A 17,297-nucleotide genomic window follows, 5' to 3' on the forward strand; every position below is an offset into this window, starting at 1 on the left:
GAGGTCTGCCTTGCCACCGGAAGTCGGAGACGCCATCACGACGATGTCGTCGGTCAACAACGAGTTTTTCTACTGGGTGTCGATCGCCCTGATGATGTTCATTCACGCGGGATTCCTGGCCTATGAGGTCGGAGCGTCACGATCGAAAAACGTCCTCGCCACTGCGATGAAGAACCTGCTCGCGTTCGCCACGATCGTGGCGTCCTTCTTCTTCGTCGGATGGTTCCTCTACAACGCAATGCCCAGTGGCTTCATCGAATTCAACGATGCCGCCAAGGCGGCGTTGCCGTGGAGCGACAACATGGGCCCGAACATTCAGGACTCCTCCAGCGGTATCTTCTGGGGTGCGTTCGCCCTGTTCGCAGCCACCACCGGTTCGATCATGTCCGGCGCGGTCCTCGAGCGGATACGGACCAGCGCATTTCTGATCCTCACGGTTCTTGTGGGTTCGGTCGTATGGATCATCGGCGCGGCCTGGGGGTGGCACGGCGCCGGTTGGATGCTCACCAAGATGGGCTTTCATGACGTCGGCGCCGCCGGATGTGTGCACACGATCGCCGGTTTCGCGGCGCTCGGCATCCTGATCAACCTCGGCCCACGGATCGGACGCTTTCGCGAAGATGGTTCGCCGGTCACCATCCGACCGCACAACCTGCCGCTCACCATGGTGGGTCTGATGCTCATCTTCGCCGGCTTCTTCGGCTTCCTGATGGGCTGCGTGATCTACGGTCCGGAAGGATACGCAACGATCTACGGAAGCCCGACGACGCTGTCCGCCTTCGCATTCAACACGTTGATGGGTCTGGCCGGCGGCATCATCGGTGCCTACATCACGTCTCGGGGTGAGCCGTTCTGGACGATCTCGGGCGGTCTCGCCGGTGTCATCGGTGTCGCGTCGGGGATGGACCTCTACCACCCCGCGCTGGCGTTCATCATCGCGCTCGCCGCCGGCGCCCTCGTGCCGTACATCGGAAAACTGTTGGAGAAGTTCAAGATCGACGACGTCGTCGGCGCAGTGGCGGTGCACGGAGGCATCGGACTTTACTCGGTGATCATGGTGGGGGTCTTCCTCGCCGGCTACCCGAACACCGATGGGAACCCCAGCATCTCGTTCTGGGGTCAGATCGTCGGCGGACTGGTCTTCGTGGCACTCGGGTTCATTCCGGCCTACCTGGTCTCCTTGGCTCTCAAGAAGATCGGCATGCTCCGTATCCCAGCAGAGGTGGAGGAACACGGACTCGACCTGACCGAGGTGCCGGCGACCCCGTACCCGGAGGGCATCCCGGTCACGGTGATGCGTGCGGACAAGATGCCTATCGCGACAATCGAGGAGCGCTGAGATGTTCAACCCGTTCGAGTCCTACGACGATGCCGACGTGGTGTTCACCTTCGGTGGTCACTCGGTTGGCGTGTGGATCGTCTTCGTCCTCGCGGTCGTGCTGTTCGTCGCGTTCTTCGTACGAATGATCACTCACGAGAACGAGGCGTACAAAGCCATCATCGAGCACAAGCCGGTGGAGCCGGGACCCGCCGCCGAAGGGGAGCCGCCGGTCTACTGAATCGTCGGACGTGGTGTCGCTGAGGCGTGCCACGCATACACAATCCCGCCGACCACGCGTGTTGGTCGGCGGGATTTGTGGTGCCCTCGGTGAGACTCGAACTCACACTGGACGGGTTTTGAATCCGTTGCCTCTGCCAATTGGGCTACGAGGGCATCCGCGGTCGCGCACCTGGTGTGGCGGCTGCGACAGTTCACTCTAGATGATCGGCCGAAGCGCCTACCAACCGGTACTCTGCACGCATCAGCGCGTGCGTGATCGTGCTGGTCGTGGACATCGACGGTGCAGGTCAACGGCGGAGGAGGGGATGGTGACGGTGACAGACAGCGCAGCGGCACAAACCGATGGACAGGTGACGACCCATCGAGTGCTGGTGGCCGAGGACGACTCGCTGATCCGGATGGATCTCATCGAGATGCTCCGCGAGGAGGGGTACGACGTCGTCGGGGAGGCGCCCAACGGTCAGGTCGCGGTCGATCTCACCGAGAACCTGCGTCCGGATCTGGTGATCATGGACGTGAAGATGCCGGTCCGTGACGGCATCGACGCCGCCACCGAGATCGCGCAGAAGAAGCTCGCGCCGGTGGTCATGCTGACCGCGTTCAGTCAACGCGAGTTCATCGAGAAGGCGCGGGATGCCGGCGCGATGGCCTACCTCGTGAAACCGTTCACGAAGGCTGATCTGGTGCCGGCCATCGAGGTGGCGGTCAGCCGCTACAACGAACTCAGCGCGCTCGAGAAGGAGGTCGCCACCATGGCGGACCGCCTCGAGACCCGCAAGCTCGTGGAACGCGCGAAGGGATTGCTGATGGAGAAGCAATCGCTCACAGAACCCGAGGCGTTCAAGTGGATTCAGCGCGCGGCGATGGATCGGCGCACCACGATGAAGGCGGTGGCCGTCGTCGTCGTCGAGACCCTCGGGACTCCGGCGGAGTAGTCGCCGAGCGGTGGCAGTATCGACGTTCCGGGATGGCCTGCGCTGATCCCGGGGCGTGAGCGGTGACGATCAGCCCAGCAGGTTGACCGCATTGGCCACAACGAGGCTCAGGATCATGATCGACAGAATCGACTGCAGCGCCATGGCCAGCTTCGCCCATCGGGCGAACGGAATGACATCGGTGGGGCTGAAGGCGGTCGCGTTGTTCAGCGCCAGATAGAGATAGTCGAAGTAGATCGGACGCCACCCCGGTGCAGCGAGTTCGGGGCTGAGTTGCTGGGGAAACACCAGATCGGCACGCTCCCGGTGTCGGAGGTGCCGGCTTACGGGTCCGCCGTTGTCGGTCTCCCAGTACAAGAAGGCGAACGCGATGATGGTCTGCAGCCACACCAGCGCGCCGGAGATGAGCAGCTCGGTCGCGACGGTCGTCTGGGGGTTGCCGTGGAGGAGATCCCAGAGGAGCCGCGCTGCGCTCCACGCAGCTCCCGACGCGATGGCCGCGACAAGGATGAGCGAGAGTGTTCGAACCCATCGTCCGGGCTGATCTATCCGACCGGGGTCGAGGATGATCAGCGCCACGAGCACCACGCCTTCGATCGCCGGAAACAGCCACGGCAGGTAATAGTCGATGCCGGGCGAGTAGCGCCCGGGGAGTAGGAACGGCACCGCCATGGAGACCAGGACGAAGGCCGACGCGGTCCATCGTCGTTCGGCGCGTGGCAGGGGATCGGTGGGTGCACCGTCGTCGATCGTCATCTGCATTCCTCCGGTCTGCCAGCGATGACGTTATCGAGTTGTCCGCCCGCCGGCACGACTCTTCGGCGGCTGCGCATGTCGGTTGACGGATTCGACCGCCGGATGGCCGTAAATTCTGTGAAAACACACCGACGACACTCCCGATTGTTTGGCGTCAATCCATCGCGGCTGCCCCGGTTTCGGACTATGTTTTGCGAAGGTCTCCTCAGCAGATCTCTCGGCGCGTGAGTGTCGGGTGGGGTGTAGTGAGAGGTATGAGAAATGCATCGTCGTATGACGACTGGTGCTCTCGCGGTGGCCATGGCCAGTGTTCTGGCCGTCTCCGCGTGTAGCAGCAAATCGAGTGACTCGGGGTCGACCGCAAGTGGTGGGGAAAGCGGTTCCGCCGCGGCGAGTTCGGGCCTCACGATCGCGCCGCTCGCGCAGATCGACACCCAGGGCAACAAGGTCGAGGCCAACGAGGAGTCACAGGCCCTCAATCCGGCCGGCGACGGCAACGCCCAGTGCCCGGCGACCACCATCGCGATGGCCGGAGCACTCACCGGCGCCGACGCAGCACTCGGCATCAACATCCGCAACGGGGCGCAGCTCGCCGTCGACCAGCACAACAAGGCCAACGCGAACTGCCAGATCACGCTGAAAACCTTTGACACCGAGGGTGATCCGCAGAAGGCGACGCAGGTCGCCCCGCAGATCGCCAATGACGACTCGATCGTCGGCCTGATCGGACCCGCCTTCTCCGGCGAGACCAAGGCCACCGGCGGCATCTTCAACCAGGCCGGCCTGGTATCGGTCACCGCCTCGGCCACCAACCCCACCCTCACCGACAACGGCTGGAAGACCTTCTTCCGCGGCCTGGCGAACGACGACGTCCAGGGCCCGGCGGTCGCGAAGTATCTGACCGGCACCATGGGCAAGAAGAAGGTGTGCGTCATCAAGGACGACACCGACTACGGCATCGGCCTGGCCAAGGCGATGACCACGACCCTCGGCTCCGCCGCCGACGCCTCCTGCTCCGGTGACGTCAAGAAGGGCGACCGCGAGTTCTCCGCGATCATCTCCAAGGTCACCGCCGCCAACCCGGACGCCATCTTCTACTCCGGCTACTACGCCGAGGCCGCACCGCTGGCGCAGCAGTTGAAGTCGGCGGGATCAACCGCGACCTTCGTCTCCGGTGACGGCACCAACGATCCGCAGTTCACCGCGCAGGCCGGCGACGCCTCCCAGGGTGCGGTTCTCTCGTGCCCGTGTGGTCCGGCACCGGACAAGTTCAAGAGCGAGTACGAGACCGCGTTCAAGCAGGCGCCGGGCGTGTACTCGGTGGAGGCCTACGACCTCGCCAGCATCCTGATGAAGGGCATCGCGTCGGGACAGACCACCCGCCCGCAGTTGCTCAACTACGTCCGCACCTACAAGGGTCCGGGTCTGGCCCGCACCTACGAGTGGACCCCGACCGGTGAGCTGACGTCGTCGCTCATCTGGGTCTACGAAGTCAAGTAGGACAACTCCCACGGTGCGCCCGGGTCGCCAAGCCCGGGCGCACCGTGGTCTGCGGGGACCGGATGCGACAACGCAAGGTTGAAAGGCGCGCATGATCGTGTATTCGTTGGCCGAGTCGTCGATGACGGTGGCGAGCACCATCGGCTTCGATCTCGGCTCACTGAAAGAAGGCTTTTGGGGCCTGACCATTGAGGGGCTCACCTACGGTGCCATCTATGCCCTTGTGGCAGTTGGTTATACGCTCGTCTACGGCGTGCTGCGGCTGATCAACTTCGCGCATTCCGAAGTGTTCATGCTCGGCATGTTCGGCACCTACATCGGCCTGCTGCTGCTGGGCTTCTCGCCGTCGGGCAACGCCTATAACGAGGGCGTCGTGATGACCTGCGTCTACCTGGTCATCGCCGCACTGTGCGGCATGGCGGTCTCCGGTGGTGCGGCGGTGGGTCTCGAGTTCGTCGCCTATCGCCCGCTCCGACGACGCGGCGCCAAACCCCTGGCCTTCCTCATCACCGCCATCGGCATGTCCTTCGTGCTGCAGGAATTCGTGCACTACATCCTGCCGAAGTTCCCGGTGGAACCGCAGCTCGGCGGGTCCAGCGGCCAGCCGACCATCCGCCTCGTCGAACCGGTGAAGGAGTTCACCATCTTCGGGGCGCCGGTCACCAATGTCACGATGATCATCATCTTTTCGGCGCTGATCCTCGCGCTCGGTACCGACGCGATGATCAACCAGACCCGGCTGGGTCGCGGAATCCGTTCGGTCGCACAAGACCCCGATGCCGCCCTGCTGATGGGCGTGTCCCGGGACCGCATCATCACCGTCACCTTCTTGATCGGCGGCCTGCTCGCGGGCGCCGCGGCGATGCTCTACACGCTGCGGGTGCCGACGAACATCGTCTACTACGGCGGTTTCATCCTGGGTATCAAGGCGTTCTGCGCCGCGGTCCTCGGCGGTATCGGCAATGTCCGCGGCGCATTGCTCGGCGGTCTGTTGCTCGGTGTCATGGAAAACTATGGATCGGTGGTCTTCGGTAACCAGTGGAAGGACGTCGTCGCATTCGTCCTGCTGATCCTGGTGCTGATGTTCCGCCCGACCGGAATCCTGGGCGAGAAGCTGGGGAAGGCGAGGGTATGACGACACAAGAACCCGCGACGCCGGGCGCGTTCGACGGCGCGACACCCCGCGGCCTCGGCGACCGAATCCGCGTCTGGTGGGACTCCCTGCCCCGTGTCGGACAGTGGGCCGTCGGCATCCCGGCCATCCTGCTCATCGCCTTCCTGCCGATCATCAAGCCTCCGTTGCTGACCACCACCGCAACCGATTTCGGTGTGGTGATGGCGACCTTCGCGATGACCGCGCTGATCGCCATCGGCCTCAACGTGGTGGTCGGTCAGACCGGTCTGCTCGACCTCGGTTACGTCGGCTTCTACGCCGTCGGCGCCTATGTCGTTGCGCTGCTGACCTCGCCGGCGAGCCCGTTGTGGGGCAGCACAGACCACGGCATCTTCTCCGGGCCGTGGGCGTGGCTGGCCTGTGTTCCGCTGGCGATCGTGATCACCGGCATCACCGGACTCATCCTCGGCACCCCAACGCTGCGCGTGCGCGGCGACTACCTCGCGATCGTGACCCTGGGCTTCGGTGAGATCGTCCGACTGCTCGCCGACAATCTCGTCGACATCACCAACGGTGCCTCGGGTCTGCAGAACGTGTTGTTCCCGGAGCTCTTCACCACCGACAAGCACCCCGACGGGGTGTTCTCCAACGCCAACAACACCCCACCGTTCAACTACGGCGTCTGGTGGTTCTGGCTGGGCATGGCGCTGGTGATCATCGTGCTGATCGTCATCGGCAACCTGGAGCGCAGTCGCGTCGGCCGGTCCTGGGTGGCGATCCGCGAGGACGAAGACGCCGCCGAGATCATGGGAGTGCCGACGTTCAAGTACAAGCTGTGGGCCTTCGTCATCGGAGCCGGCATCGGCGGTCTCTCGGGCGCGGTCTACGCCGGACAGGTCCAGTACGTCGACCCGAAGGCATTCACCGTCATCAACTCGATGCTGTTCCTGTGTGCCGTCGTTCTCGGCGGTCAGGGCAACAAGCTCGGCGTCATCGTCGGCGCGTTCGTCATCGTCTACCTGCCGGCACGCTTGCAGGGCGTCGAGGTCGGCGGACAATCGTTGAGTGACTTCAAGTATCTGTTCTTCGGACTCGCGCTGGTCGTGCTGATGATCTTCCGGCCGCAGGGACTCTTCCCGGCCCGGGCACGACTGGTGACGTACGGTCGGCAGGTGTATTCGGCGGTCCGCCACCGGGCCCCGGACACGACGCCGAACGAGGAGGTGAGCGCGTGACCCACCGCAACCCCGACGACGACTCGCCACCCGAGTTCGCCGCACAGATGGAGGAGGCGGTCGAGGATCCCGAGGCCACCACCATCGTGGATCTCACCGCCATAGACCCCGATCTCGCCGATCCCGAGGCGGTCGCCGAAGCCGTTGCACCGCAACGTGACATCGCGACTGCCGAGGGTGACAAGCTGCTCGAGGTGAACGGTCTGACCGTCGAGTTCGGTGGGTTGGCCGCCCTCGATGACGTCACCTTCGACATCAAACGTGGCGAGATCCTCGGCCTGATCGGCCCCAACGGTGCCGGCAAGACGACCTGCTTCAACGCGATCACCGGTGTCTACACACCGTCGCGCGGCACGGTCACCTTCGACGGCAAACCGCTGGGCAAGATCAAACGACACCAGATCACCCGCCTCGGCATCGCCCGCACCTTCCAGAACGTGCGACTGTGGGGTGAGATGACCGCACTGGAGAACGTCTGCGTGGGCACCGACGCCCGCCACAAGACGTCGGTGTTCGGTGGCATCTTCCGCACGCCGCGGCATTATCGGGAGGAACACGACGCCGTCGACCGCGGGATGGCGCTGCTCGAGTTCGTCGGCATCGGTCCCCGGGCGGCGGAGAAGGCGTCGAACCTGCCCTACGGCGACCAGCGTCGACTCGAGATCGCCCGCGCACTGGCCACCGAACCGAAACTGCTGTGTCTCGACGAACCCGCCGCAGGCTTCAACCCCATCGAGAAGACCGCGTTGATGGAGCTGATCAAGAAGATTCGCGACGACGGCTACACCGTGTTGCTCATCGAACACGACATGCGGTTGGTGATGGGTGTGACCGACCGGATCGTGGTGCTCGAGTTCGGCCGCAAGATCGCCGAGGGCCCGCCCAAGGACGTCCGGGACAACCCCGCCGTGATCGCCGCCTACCTGGGAGTGCCCGATGACAACACCGTCTGATCCGGCTGTGACACCCCATACCGAGGACGCCGCGCCGGCCGCCCGGACCACCGTTCTGGAGTTGCGCGACGTCGTCATCCACTACGGCCGAATCCGTGCGCTGCACGGTATTTCGCTGCAGGTGGGGGCCGGTGAACTGGTCACCCTGTTGGGTGCCAACGGTGCCGGGAAATCGACGACGATGCGCGGCATCTCCGGACTCAACAAGCTCTCCGGCGGTGACATCCTGTTCAACGGGGAATCGATCACCAAACTCGCCCCGCACGAGCGGGTCAGACGCGGCATCATCCAGGTTCCGGAGGGGCGGCGGATCTTCCCCGGCATGACCGTGCTGGAGAACCTCGACATGGGTTGCTACGGAAGGAAATTCGACGGCAAGAGCGAGTACAACGAGGCGCTGGACCAGGTCTTCGAGTTGTTCCCGCGTCTCGGTGAACGGCGAAAGCAGTACGGCGGCACCATGTCCGGCGGGGAACAGCAGATGCTCGCGATCGGTCGCGCCCTGATGGCACGGCCCAAACTGCTGCTGCTCGACGAACCGTCGATGGGGTTGGCGCCCATGGTGATTCAGCAGATCTTCCGGATCATCGCGCAGATCAACGCCGACGGCACCACCATCCTGCTCGTCGAACAGAATGCGCAGCAGGCGTTGAGCCGATCCGACCGCGGGTACATCCTGGAGACCGGCCTCATCACCAAGGAGGGTGCGGGCAAGGACCTGCTCGTCGACGACGCGGTGCGCGAGGCCTATCTCGGGGTGGCATGAGCCGCTGACTCGGTAGTCTGGGTGGTATGCCGGACATAACGGTCACCGCCACCGAGGATGTCGATCTCGTGAGTTCGCTGCTGGCCCAAGCATTTGCCGCCGACCCGGTGGTGCGCTGGCTCAACGACGACCCACGCCGCGATACGACGTTGTTCCGGACGCTGGCGCGGTGGGCGCACGGTCCGGCCGCGTCGATGGACCTGGCGCTGCGCGACGGCGCGCCCATCGGTGCCGCGATGTGGGATCCGCCGGGCCACAAGATCACGCCGATGATGCAGATCCGCGCGATGCCGGGATTCATCGCGTCCATGCGCGGGCAGATACGCCGGGGGCTGATCCTGGAGGAGACCTTCCTCAAGCTGCGACCGAAGGAACCGCACTGGTATCTCGGCACCGTCGGCGCGGCGGTCCCCGGGCTGGGGGTCGGCACCGCGTTGTTGCGCGCCGGACTCGATCGGCTCGACGGGCCCGCGTATCTGGAGAGTTCCAATCCGGCCAACGTCCCGTTGTACGAGCGGTTCGGCTTCGAGGTCGTCGACGAGATCACCCTGCCGCAGGGCGGTCCACCGGTGTGGCCCATGTATCGCAAGGGGTGAGCACCGCACGGTCCGGCTGTCGGTGGTCATCACTAGACTCGCAGAGGTGAGTCCCGCGACCAACGCTTCGGCGACCAAGGACAAGACCAAAACCTCCACCGGCAAGGGCGACAAGCAGCCGGTGTTGATGCTCCTCGACGGCCACTCGCTGGCCTACCGGGCGTTCTTCGCGCTGCCGGCGGAGAATTTCAAGACGGCCACCGGGCAGACCACCAACGCCGTCTACGGCTTCACGTCGATGCTGATCAACCTGCTGCGCGACGAGGAACCCACCCACATCGCGGCCGCCTTCGACGTCTCCCGCAAGACCTTCCGCTCGGAGATGTTCCCTGAGTACAAGGCGCAGCGGTCCAAGTCGCCCGACGAGTTCAACGGGCAGGTCGACCTGACCAAAGAGGTGCTCGACGCGCTCGGTATCCCGGTGTTCGCCATGGAGGGCTACGAGGCCGACGACATCATCGCCACCCTCGCAACCCAGGCCGAGGCTGCAGGCTACAAGGTGCTCGTCGTGACCGGCGACCGTGACTCGCTGCAGCTCGTCGACGATTCGGTGACCGTCCTCTACCCGCGCAAGGGCGTCTCCGAACTCACCCGGTTCACCCCGGACGAGGTCGAGAAGAAGTACAACCTCACACCCACGCAGTACCCGGACTACGCCGCGCTGCGTGGCGACCCGAGCGACAATCTGCCGGGCATTCCCGGCGTGGGAGAGAAGACCGCGTCGAAATGGATCCGCGAATACGGCTCACTGGAAGCCCTTGTCGATCACGTCGATGAGGTCAAGGGCAAGGTCGGTGACGCGTTGCGGGCCAACCTGGCGTCGGTGCTCACCAACCGCCGACTGACCGAGCTCGTCCGCGACATGCAGCTCCCGTCGGGACCCGACGACCTCGCGATGGTCGGCTGGGACCGCGACCGCATCCACCGGCTGTTCGACGACCTCGAGTTCCGCGTCCTGCGTGACCGTCTGTTCTCCACCCTGAGTTCGGTGGAACCGGAAGCCGAGTCGGGCTTCGACCTCGACGGCACGATCCTCGGTGCCGGCGAGGTGCGCGCCTGGCTCGACGAGCACACCGCCACCGGCCGCAGCGGCGTCGCGGTCACCTCGCCGCACGTCGTCGTCGATGCGGACGCCACCGGTCTGGCCGTGGCCGCTGCCGACGGGTCGTCGGCTTTCGTCGACGTCACCGGGCTCGACGCCGACGACGAGCAGGCACTGTCGGTATGGCTGGCCGACACCGAGCGGCCCAAGGCGCTGCACGAGGTCAAGTGGGCGATCCACGCGGTCCGTGCCCGCGGATGGACACTCGCCGGCGTCACCAGCGACACCTCGCTGGCCGCCTACCTGGTCCGACCCGGACAGCGCACCTTCAACCTCGACGACCTCGCCCTGCGCTATCTGCGTCGCGAACTGCGCGCCGACGACGCCCCCGACGACGGTCAGATGTCGCTGCTCGACGAGGACGCCGGCGACGCCAAGCAAGCCGAGCAGCAGATGCTGGAGGCCCGTGCGGTCGCCGAGCTCGCCGACACCCTCGACACCGAACTCGACAACATCGACTCCAAACCGCTGCTCACCGAGATGGAGTTGCCGCTGGCGTTCGTGCTCGCCGAGCTCGAGGCGGCCGGCATCGCCGTCGACGTGGATCACTTCGGCGAGCTGGAAAGCGAGTTCGCCCAACGCATCCGGACCGCCGCCGACGCCGCCTACGAAGTCATCGGCGAGCAGATCAACCTCGGGTCACCCAAGCAGCTGCAGACCGTGCTCTTCGACAAGCTCGACATGCCGAAGACCAAGAAGACCAAGACCGGTTACACCACCGACGCCGACGCGCTGCAGAGCCTGTACGAGAAGACCGAGCATCCGTTCCTCGCGCATCTGCTCGAGCACCGCGACGCCACCCGACTCAAGGTCACCGTCGACGGACTACTCAAGTCGGTCGCAGACGACGGCCGCGTGCACACCACGTTCAATCAGACCGTCGCCGCGACCGGCCGGCTGTCCTCGACCGAACCGAACCTGCAGAACATCCCGGTACGCACCGAGGCCGGACGGCAAATCCGCAAGGGATTTGTTGTCGGCAAAGGCGCAGTGGGTCACGAGTACGAGTGCCTGATGACCGCCGACTACAGCCAGATCGAGATGCGGATCATGGCGCACCTGTCGGAGGACGAGGGGCTGATCGAGGCGTTCAATACCGGAGAGGACCTGCACAACTTCGTCGGTGCGCGCGCCTTCGGGGTGCCCATCGACGCGGTCACCACCGAGATGCGGCACCGGGTCAAGGCCATGTCCTACGGCCTTGCCTACGGCCTGAGCGCCTTCGGTCTCGCCGCGCAGCTCAAGATCAGCCGTGACGAGGCCAAGGAACAGATGGAGGCCTACTTCGCCCGGTTCGGCGGAGTCCGCGACTATCTGCACAACGTCGTCGACGAGGCCCGCCGCAACGAGTACACCGCCACCCTGTTCGGCCGCCGCCGCTACCTACCCGACCTCAACAGCGACAACTGGCAGCGCCGCCAGTCCGCCGAACGCATGGCGCTCAACGCACCCATCCAGGGCACGGCCGCCGACATCATCAAGGTCGCGATGATCAATGTGCAGAAACGCCTTGTCGCCGAACAGCTCCGGTCGCGGATGCTGCTGCAGGTGCACGACGAACTCGTCGTCGAGGTGGCCGAGGGGGAGCGCGACGCCGCCGAAACCGTGGTGCGGGAGGAGATGGGTGCGGCCATCGAACTGTCGGTGCCGCTCGAGGTGTCTGTCGGGTTCGGCCAGTCCTGGGACGACGCCGCGCACTAGAACTGTGATGCGGTCCGACCCCACTCCGTCCGCACCACCCGCTGGCTGAGGAGCGACGAGCGAGCTTGCGAGCCCGACGCGTCACGAAGCCCTTGGTGAGGGCCCTTCGTGGTTCGGCCGGCGCCGGCGTTCGAGCCCGTCGAGGATGAGTCCGAGTCCGAGTTCGAATGCGGCGTCGGCGCGTTCGGACCCACGCGGGGCGGCCGCGACCGCGACGGCCAGCGGGCTGTCGGCGGCAAGCCCTTCCGTCGACCACACGTCGTCTGGCGCGGCCACGTCCAGCGCCGAGCCGAGCGCCAGAGTGTCGAGCACGGTGATGATGTGCAGCAGGTCGGAGTCGACGAAGCCGGCGTCACGCAGCGCGGAAGCGAGGTTGTCGTAGCTGGCCAAGATGCCGGGGGCGGCCACGGTCTGCCGGGTCAGCACCCGCACCAGTGCCGGGTGCGCGCCGAAGGCGTTGCGGTAGGCCCGCACCCACTCCGCCACACACTCGCGCCACTCGCCGGACCAGTCGACGTCGGAGTTCATCGACTCGGCGATCGAGCCGCGCACCAGTTCGATGACCTCCTCGCGCCCCTTGACGTGGTGATACAGCGACGACACCGCCACCCCGAGGCTCTTGGCCAAGCCGGGCATCGTGAACGTCTCGCGCGCATCGAGTTCGGCGAGCGCGGCGCGGGCGATGGTCGGGCGGTCGAGCAACGGAGACGGCGGGCGGGGCACGGGTGTGAGCCTATCGGTGCATCAGTTCGCTGCGATGGACCGGCTCGCCGTCGACCATCGTCAGCACCACCGGCGCCTCGATGAGCTCGTCGGGCGGCGCGGCCAGCGGGTCCACCGCGAAGGCGGTGAGATCGGCCCGGCTGCCGACACCGATCCACCCCGCCGTCGATGAGCCCTCGGCGCGGGCGGCGTGCGAGGTGTAGCCCTCGAGTGCCATCGACGCGGTCAGACCTTGGTCGGCGCGCACCGGCTGGTCCTCGAGATGACCTGCCCGACGCCGCAATTGGGCGTCGGCGAGGATGTGCCGGGGATCGAACGGGGCGATCGGCCAATCCGAACCCAACGCCAGCACTCCGCCGGCGTCGCGGATGTCGCGGGTGCGGAAGGCGCGGTCGGCCCGCTCCTTGCCCAGGCGCACCGACCAGTTGTCGGTCTGGTCGCCGCGGGTGTAGAGCGTGCAGTGGGTGGGCTGCATGCTCGCGACGACGCCCAACTCGGCGAACCGCGGCACCAGGTCGTCGGGCAGTGTCTCGATGTGTTCGATCCGATGCCGCACGCCCGAAGCCAACGGTGCGGCGTCGGCGAGAGTGTCGAGGGCATAGCGGATTCCCGCGTCGCCGATCGCGTGGGTGACCGTCGGTACTCCGTGCGCGGCGAGGTAGTGCAGCGCCTCACGGTACTCGGCGGGCTCGGGCCAGAACGGCACCGTCGATTCCCCATGTGCATCAGCATGTTCCAGCCATGCGGTGCCGCCGTCAATGGTGCCGTCGATCATGAACTTGACGCCATCGACCCGCCACCGACGGCCGCTGCGGCGCTGCAGGTCGACGATGTGGTCGAACTGTTCGCGGTCGGTGCCCGGCATACAGAACGGCGCGAACCGCAGCCGCATCGGCAGGTCGTCCGAGTCTTCCAGTGCGGCAACGAGTTCACCGCTGTCGGCTTCGAAATCCATCGCGTTGCCCGATGTGAGCCCGGCCGTGGCCATCGAGGTCAACAGGTCGCGTAACCGGATGCGGCGTTCGATCGCCGAATCCGTCGGTCGCACCCCATCGAGGAGTTCGGTTGCCTCCAACTCGAGCAGATGGCCCGTGGGAGTGCCGTCGGTACAGACGATTTCGGCGTTCCCGGCGAACTCCCGCGGACCGGTGATGCCTGCGGCGCGCAGGGCGGCCGGGCTGGCCAGTGCGGAGTGTGCGTCGAACAGGGTGATGACCACCGGGATGTCCGGACCCACCGCCGTGACCAGCGGTTCATGCGTCACCGGCCGGCCGTCGAACACGTTGGGGTCAAGACCCCAGCCGAGGAGCCAGCCGTCGGTGAGGGTGGCGCCGCGCAGGGCGGTGATCAGTTCGTCGAGATCGGTGACCGAGGAGAGGTCAACGCCGGCAGTGAGTTTCAGACCCATCACCGGATGGATGTGGCCGTCGATCAACCCCGGGGTGAGGGTGGCGGCACCGAGGTCGATCACCTCGGTGCCGCGCCCGATGTGCGGACGGATCGATGCGTGGTTGCCGTCGGCGGTGGCCACGCCGTCGTGGACGGGAAAGGCGGTGACGGGTGCGCCGGGGCGCAGGGTGTGGATCGTGCGTGCGAAGACGACGGTATCGGCCGGACTCATCGGTCAGGACTCCTTTTGCAGTGGTGGTGGTCAGCGTTCGGCGTCGGCGAGCGGGTCGTCGTAGAGCCCGCCGATCCGCGCGTAGATGTCCGGTCGGCGTACTCGGAAGTACTGTGCGACAACGGCTCCGATGATGAGGACGACACCGACCAGGCCGACGAGGATCGCGTTGGTGCCGAACGCGGCATTGGTGAGCAGGTTGATCTTGGAGATGAGGAGCGTCGTCGCCCCGCCGAGGAGGACGGTACTGATGACACCGGCGATCACTCCGCGGCGTTCGACGGCGACGAGGCGTTTGCGGACGAAGTAGGCGACCACCGCGATCGCGGTGATGACCTGCAGCGCCAGGATGCCCACCACGCCGGGGGTATTCATCAGCAGTAGGAGTTGCCGGTAGGGATCGGCGCCCGCGACGGCGAATGCACCGACGATGACGAGAGCGAGCACCGTCTGCAGTGCGCCGGCACGCGCCGGCGACTTGTACACCGGATGTGTCCGGTCGAGCACCGAGGGGAGGGCGCCGTCGCGGGCCAGCGAATAGGTGTAGCGCGTGATCGCATTGTGGAAGGCCAGCTGGGAGGCAAGAGCGCTGGTTACGATGAGGATCGACATGACGTCGGTGGCCCAGGTACCGACGTAGGTGGACATGGCCGAGAAGAACAGCCCGCCGATGTCGTCGGTGGCCGCTTGCTGGACCTCGGCGGCACCGAAGGCCTGCACGATCGACCAGACGATGAAGCAGTACGTGATCGCCATGAAACCGACGGCCCAATAGGTCGCGCGCGGAATGGTCCGGTCGGGATCGCGTGCCTCAGACCGGTAGAGCGCGGTGGACTCGAAGCCCATGAAGGCGGCGAATGCGAACGCGAGGATGCCGCCCATGCCGGGAGCGAACATCGCCGACGGGGTGAAGGATTCGAAACCGATGCCGTGTGCACCGCCCTGGAACAGCACCGCGAAGGCCAGGACGAGCAGGATGCCGGTTTCCAGGGCGAGTAGCACGCCGAGGAAGCGGGCGCCGACGTCGATCCCTCGCCGTCCGACGTACCAGACGATCGCGATGGCGGCGATCGCCAGATACGGCCAGTCGATGGTGATGCCGAATAGGCGCGCGATGGCGTCCTGTGTCTGGATGGCCATCAGCCCGTACACGCCGATCTGCAGCGCGTTGTAGGCCACCACGGCCAACAAACCGCAGGCCAGGCCGGCCGTGCGACCGAGGCCGAGGGTGATGTACGAGTAGAACGCGCCTTTGCCGCCGGTCGAGCGGGTCATGGCCATGAACGCGACCGCGAAGATCGCGAACGCCGCGCCCGCTGCCAGGTAGGCCACCGGGGCGCCGACCCCGCCGATCGAGAGCGCCAGCGGCGCGACCCCGGCCATCACCGTCAGCGGTGCGGCCGCCGCGACCACCATGAAGGCGATCGCCGGTGCGCCGAGCGCGTTCTGTTTGAGATCCAGCCCCGCGGGCGGCGGGGTGTCGACGCCTTCGGGGGCGGACGTGAGGGGACTGTTCATGTCAGGTCTTTCGGGAGGAGGCCGTAGCTCGTGATTTGTTACCGAATCTGATTCGGTAACAAATATGAGCCAGGTCACCCGCGTTGTCAAGAGGTCCGTGAATGGCAGGATCGTCGACATGAACCAGTCGACGACGACGTCGCTCCCGATCGGTGTCCTCGTCGGCGACGGCATCGGTCCGGAGATCGTGCCTGCCGCGATGGCCGTGGCCGATGCGGCTGCCCGGCTCGAGGAGCTGACCCTCGACCGGGTGGAGCTGCCGTTCGGGCGGGGCGCCATCGACACGCACGGCGATCCCGTGCCCGAGTCGACGCTGCGGGCTCTCGACGACCTCGATCTCTGGGTGCTCGGACCGCACGATTCGGCGAGCTATCCGGCCGAGCATCGTCGTCGCACACCGGGCGCGGTGATTCGCACCAGGTTTGGCTTGTTCGCCAATCTTCGCCCCGCCCAGGCATTTCCGGGTGTGCGGGCCACGACCCCGGATATCGATGTACTGATCGTCCGGGAGAACACCGAAGGCCTCTACGCCGACCGCAACATGTACGCCGGCAGCGGCGAGTTCATGCCGACCCCCGATGTCGCCCTGGCGGTCGGCCTGATCACCCGGGCGGCATCGGAACGCATCGCGCGGGTGGCCTGTGCGGCCGCGCGTGATCGGCGCGGTCACCTGACGATCGTGCACAAGGCGAATGTGCTGACACTGACGACGGGACTGTTCCGGGATGTGTGTCGCGAGGTCGCCGCGGAGTATCCCGACCTCGTCGTCGACGAACAGCACGTCGACGCGATGGCCGCCCATCTCGTTCGGCGACCCGGCGACTTCGACGTGGTGGTGACCGAAAACCTCTTCGGGGATGTGCTCAGTGACCTCGCCGCAGAGCTGGCCGGGTCGTTGGGCATCGCGGCATCGGTGAACTGCTCCGACGCCAAGGTGATGGCGCAGGCCGCGCATGGCGCCGCGCCCGACATCGCCGGCCGCGGGATCGCGAACCCGGTCGCCATGATGCTGTCGGTGGCGATGGCATTTCGACGTCACGGCACCATCCGCGAGGACACCGCGGAGGTGGCCACCGGTGGTCGGATCGAGGCTGCGGTCGCCGACACGCTGGCCGCATCGACCGCCACCGCAGACCTGGGTGGCACGGCGAGCTGCGCAGAGTTCACCGACGCGGTCCTCGCACGGCTCGCCGACGGTTAATCTCTGGTAACCGCC

At 66.0% G+C, this 17,297-nt stretch carries 15 protein-coding genes and 1 tRNA gene; 11 read left to right on the top strand and 5 right to left on the bottom strand.

The window, feature by feature from the left end:
* Window positions 1-10 precede the first annotated feature (10 nt).
* Window positions 11-1,339 carry an ammonium transporter gene (locus AAFP30_RS04235; RefSeq protein WP_419228562.1) on the top strand — a complete coding sequence of 443 codons (1,329 nt, stop codon included), beginning with the start codon at window positions 11-13 and terminating at the stop codon, window positions 1,337-1,339.
* A gap of 1 nt (window position 1,340) precedes the next feature.
* Window positions 1,341-1,559: a hypothetical protein gene (locus tag AAFP30_RS04240; protein ID WP_419228563.1), complete on the top strand. Its 219-nt coding sequence runs from the start codon at window positions 1,341-1,343 to the stop codon at window positions 1,557-1,559.
* 78 nt (window positions 1,560-1,637) lie between these two features.
* On the opposite strand, the gene AAFP30_RS04245 is transcribed toward AAFP30_RS04240, so the two are convergent.
* Window positions 1,638-1,714 (bottom strand) — tRNA-Leu (locus AAFP30_RS04245).
* Between the two features lie 152 nt (window positions 1,715-1,866).
* On the opposite strand from AAFP30_RS04245, the gene AAFP30_RS04250 reads away from it, so the two are divergent.
* Window positions 1,867-2,496, top strand: coding sequence for an ANTAR domain-containing response regulator (locus AAFP30_RS04250; protein WP_419228564.1), 630 nt, complete (start codon window positions 1,867-1,869; stop codon window positions 2,494-2,496).
* A gap of 69 nt (window positions 2,497-2,565) precedes the next feature.
* Here AAFP30_RS04250 and AAFP30_RS04255 read toward each other — a convergent pair whose 3' ends face one another.
* Complete coding sequence (locus AAFP30_RS04255) at window positions 2,566-3,252, bottom strand: hypothetical protein (protein WP_419228565.1); 687 nt, start codon at window positions 3,250-3,252, stop codon at window positions 2,566-2,568.
* A gap of 261 nt (window positions 3,253-3,513) precedes the next feature.
* Here AAFP30_RS04255 and AAFP30_RS04260 point away from each other — a divergent pair, with 261 nt between their 5' ends.
* The 7 genes from AAFP30_RS04260 to polA all read left to right on the top strand — a co-directional run bounded on the left by AAFP30_RS04260 (window position 3,514) and on the right by polA (window position 12,219).
* Window positions 3,514-4,752: a branched-chain amino acid ABC transporter substrate-binding protein gene (locus tag AAFP30_RS04260; protein WP_419228566.1), complete on the top strand. Its 1,239-nt coding sequence runs from the start codon at window positions 3,514-3,516 to the stop codon at window positions 4,750-4,752.
* Window positions 4,753-4,843: 91 nt separating this feature from the next.
* Complete coding sequence (locus tag AAFP30_RS04265) at window positions 4,844-5,887, top strand: branched-chain amino acid ABC transporter permease (RefSeq protein WP_419228567.1); 1,044 nt, start codon at window positions 4,844-4,846, stop codon at window positions 5,885-5,887.
* Window positions 5,884-7,101 carry a branched-chain amino acid ABC transporter permease gene (locus tag AAFP30_RS04270; RefSeq protein WP_419228568.1) on the top strand — a complete coding sequence of 406 codons (1,218 nt, stop codon included), beginning with the start codon at window positions 5,884-5,886 and terminating at the stop codon, window positions 7,099-7,101. The genes AAFP30_RS04265 and AAFP30_RS04270 overlap by 4 nt, the downstream gene beginning before the upstream one ends.
* On the top strand, window positions 7,098-8,054 hold the full coding sequence (locus AAFP30_RS04275) for an ABC transporter ATP-binding protein (RefSeq protein ID WP_419228569.1): 957 nt from the start codon (window positions 7,098-7,100) through the stop codon (window positions 8,052-8,054). The genes AAFP30_RS04270 and AAFP30_RS04275 overlap by 4 nt, the downstream gene beginning before the upstream one ends.
* Window positions 8,038-8,820 (top strand): ABC transporter ATP-binding protein, encoded by a 783-nt coding sequence (locus tag AAFP30_RS04280; RefSeq protein WP_419228570.1) that lies wholly within the window; start codon window positions 8,038-8,040, stop codon window positions 8,818-8,820. Before AAFP30_RS04275 ends, AAFP30_RS04280 begins: the two co-directional genes overlap by 17 nt.
* A gap of 26 nt (window positions 8,821-8,846) precedes the next feature.
* A complete protein-coding gene (locus AAFP30_RS04285; protein ID WP_419228571.1) occupies window positions 8,847-9,416 on the top strand; it encodes a GNAT family N-acetyltransferase in 570 nt (189 codons plus the stop codon).
* Window positions 9,417-9,462: 46 nt separating this feature from the next.
* A complete protein-coding gene (gene polA / locus AAFP30_RS04290) occupies window positions 9,463-12,219 on the top strand; it encodes a DNA polymerase I (protein ID WP_419228572.1) in 2,757 nt (918 codons plus the stop codon).
* Window positions 12,220-12,300: 81 nt separating this feature from the next.
* Here the strand turns inward: polA and AAFP30_RS04295 are convergent, their stop codons facing one another.
* The 3 genes from AAFP30_RS04295 to AAFP30_RS04305 are packed head-to-tail and all read right to left on the bottom strand — an operon-like array spanning window position 12,301 to window position 16,081.
* On the bottom strand, window positions 12,301-12,942 hold the full coding sequence (locus AAFP30_RS04295; protein WP_419228573.1) for a TetR/AcrR family transcriptional regulator: 642 nt from the start codon (window positions 12,940-12,942) through the stop codon (window positions 12,301-12,303).
* Window positions 12,943-12,952: 10 nt separating this feature from the next.
* Window positions 12,953-14,563 (bottom strand): amidohydrolase, encoded by a 1,611-nt coding sequence (locus tag AAFP30_RS04300; protein ID WP_419228574.1) that lies wholly within the window; start codon window positions 14,561-14,563, stop codon window positions 12,953-12,955.
* A 30-nt stretch (window positions 14,564-14,593) separates the two neighbouring features.
* Window positions 14,594-16,081, bottom strand: coding sequence for an APC family permease (locus AAFP30_RS04305; protein WP_419228575.1), 1,488 nt, complete (start codon window positions 16,079-16,081; stop codon window positions 14,594-14,596).
* Window positions 16,082-16,199: 118 nt separating this feature from the next.
* Here AAFP30_RS04305 and AAFP30_RS04310 point away from each other — a divergent pair, with 118 nt between their 5' ends.
* Complete coding sequence (locus AAFP30_RS04310; protein ID WP_419228576.1) at window positions 16,200-17,282, top strand: isocitrate/isopropylmalate dehydrogenase family protein; 1,083 nt, start codon at window positions 16,200-16,202, stop codon at window positions 17,280-17,282.
* The last annotated feature ends 15 nt before the right edge of the window (window positions 17,283-17,297 follow it).

Source organism: Gordonia sp. CPCC 205515 (assembly GCF_048537925.1).
In the GTDB taxonomy this organism is placed as follows: Bacteria; Actinomycetota; Actinomycetes; order Mycobacteriales; family Mycobacteriaceae; genus Gordonia.

Excerpts from the sequence above, each read along its gene's own strand:
- AAFP30_RS04260 (WP_419228566.1), top strand. The coding sequence starts at position 3,514 with ATGCATCGTCGTATGACGACTGGTGCTCTCGCGGTGGCCATGGCCAGT.
- AAFP30_RS04305 (WP_419228575.1), bottom strand. The coding sequence starts at position 16,081 with ATGAACAGTCCCCTCACGTCCGCCCCCGAAGGCGTCGACACCCCGCCG.
- AAFP30_RS04285 (WP_419228571.1), top strand. The coding sequence starts at position 8,847 with ATGCCGGACATAACGGTCACCGCCACCGAGGATGTCGATCTCGTGAGT.
- AAFP30_RS04265 (WP_419228567.1), top strand. The coding sequence starts at position 4,844 with ATGATCGTGTATTCGTTGGCCGAGTCGTCGATGACGGTGGCGAGCACC.
- AAFP30_RS04300 (WP_419228574.1), bottom strand. The coding sequence starts at position 14,563 with ATGAGTCCGGCCGATACCGTCGTCTTCGCACGCACGATCCACACCCTG.
- AAFP30_RS04270 (WP_419228568.1), top strand. The coding sequence starts at position 5,884 with ATGACGACACAAGAACCCGCGACGCCGGGCGCGTTCGACGGCGCGACA.
- AAFP30_RS04310 (WP_419228576.1), top strand. The coding sequence starts at position 16,200 with ATGAACCAGTCGACGACGACGTCGCTCCCGATCGGTGTCCTCGTCGGC.
- AAFP30_RS04250 (WP_419228564.1), top strand. The coding sequence starts at position 1,867 with ATGGTGACGGTGACAGACAGCGCAGCGGCACAAACCGATGGACAGGTG.
- AAFP30_RS04255 (WP_419228565.1), bottom strand. The coding sequence starts at position 3,252 with ATGACGATCGACGACGGTGCACCCACCGATCCCCTGCCACGCGCCGAA.
- AAFP30_RS04240 (WP_419228563.1), top strand. The coding sequence starts at position 1,341 with ATGTTCAACCCGTTCGAGTCCTACGACGATGCCGACGTGGTGTTCACC.
- AAFP30_RS04280 (WP_419228570.1), top strand. The coding sequence starts at position 8,038 with ATGACAACACCGTCTGATCCGGCTGTGACACCCCATACCGAGGACGCC.